Origin of the sequence: Mycobacterium sp. E1715 (genome assembly GCF_001667625.1) — a bacterium.
Classification (GTDB): Bacteria; Actinomycetota; Actinomycetes; order Mycobacteriales; family Mycobacteriaceae; genus Mycobacterium.
Genome location: NZ_LZJJ01000482.1, coordinates 1 through 872, shown reverse-complemented (window position 1 = coordinate 872; position 872 = coordinate 1). Strand labels below are relative to the sequence as shown.

Sequence of the window (872 nt, the reverse complement as noted above, 5' to 3'; positions counted from 1 at the left end):
GCACACCATCAGCGCCGGCGAGGCCGGCGCGCTGATGCACGGGCCCACCTTCATGGCCAATGCGCTGGCCTGCGCGATGTCGGTGCTGCACAGCGTGGCGGCCAGGGTGACGTAGCCGCCGGTCAGAGCCTTGCCCACGCACATGATGTCCGGGCTCACCCCGGCGTGGTCGGCCGCGAACAGCTCGCCGGTGCGGCCGAAGCCGGTGGCGATCTCGTCGAAGATCAGCAGCACGTCGTGCCGCCGGCACAGCTCGCGCAGGTCGCGCAGGTAGCGGGGGTCGTGGAAGCGCATCCCGCCGGCGCCCTGCACCACCGGTTCGACGATGACGGCCGCCAGTTCGCCGGCGTGCTCGGCGAGCTGCTGCTCGAACGCCGCGGTGTAGCCGGGGTCGTAGTCGCGCGGGACCTGCGGGGCGAACACCTGGCGGGCCAGGATGTCGGTCCACAGCGTGTGCATGCCGCCGTCGGGATCGCAGACGCTCATCGGCGTGAACGTGTCGCCGTGGTAGCCGCCCCGCCAGGTCATCAGCCGGTGCTTGCCGGGCCGGCCGCGGCTGCGCCAGTACTGAAGCGCCATCTTGACCGCGACCTCGACGGACACCGATCCGGAATCGCTGAAGAACACGGTGTCCAGCCCGGCCGGGGTGATGTCCACCAGCAGCTGCGCCAGCCGGGCGGCCGGTTCGTGCGTGAGCCCGCCGAACATGACGTGGTTCATCACTCCCAGCTGCGTGGTCAGCGCCGCGTCCAGCACCGGGTGGCCGTGCCCGTGAATCGCGGTCCACCACGAGCTCATCGCGTCGAGCGCCTCGATCGGCTCGCCGTCCCGGATCAACGTCAACGTGGCCCCCCGCGCGGCGACCGCGACCA

Annotated in this window: 1 protein-coding gene; it reads right to left on the bottom strand. The window is 71.6% G+C overall.

Features of this window, described 5'->3' with window-relative positions; all coding sequences use genetic code 11:
• Window positions 1–872: aminotransferase class III-fold pyridoxal phosphate-dependent enzyme (locus A9X03_RS24075; protein ID WP_231975452.1), on the bottom strand; the 872-nt coding region annotated here is incomplete at both ends.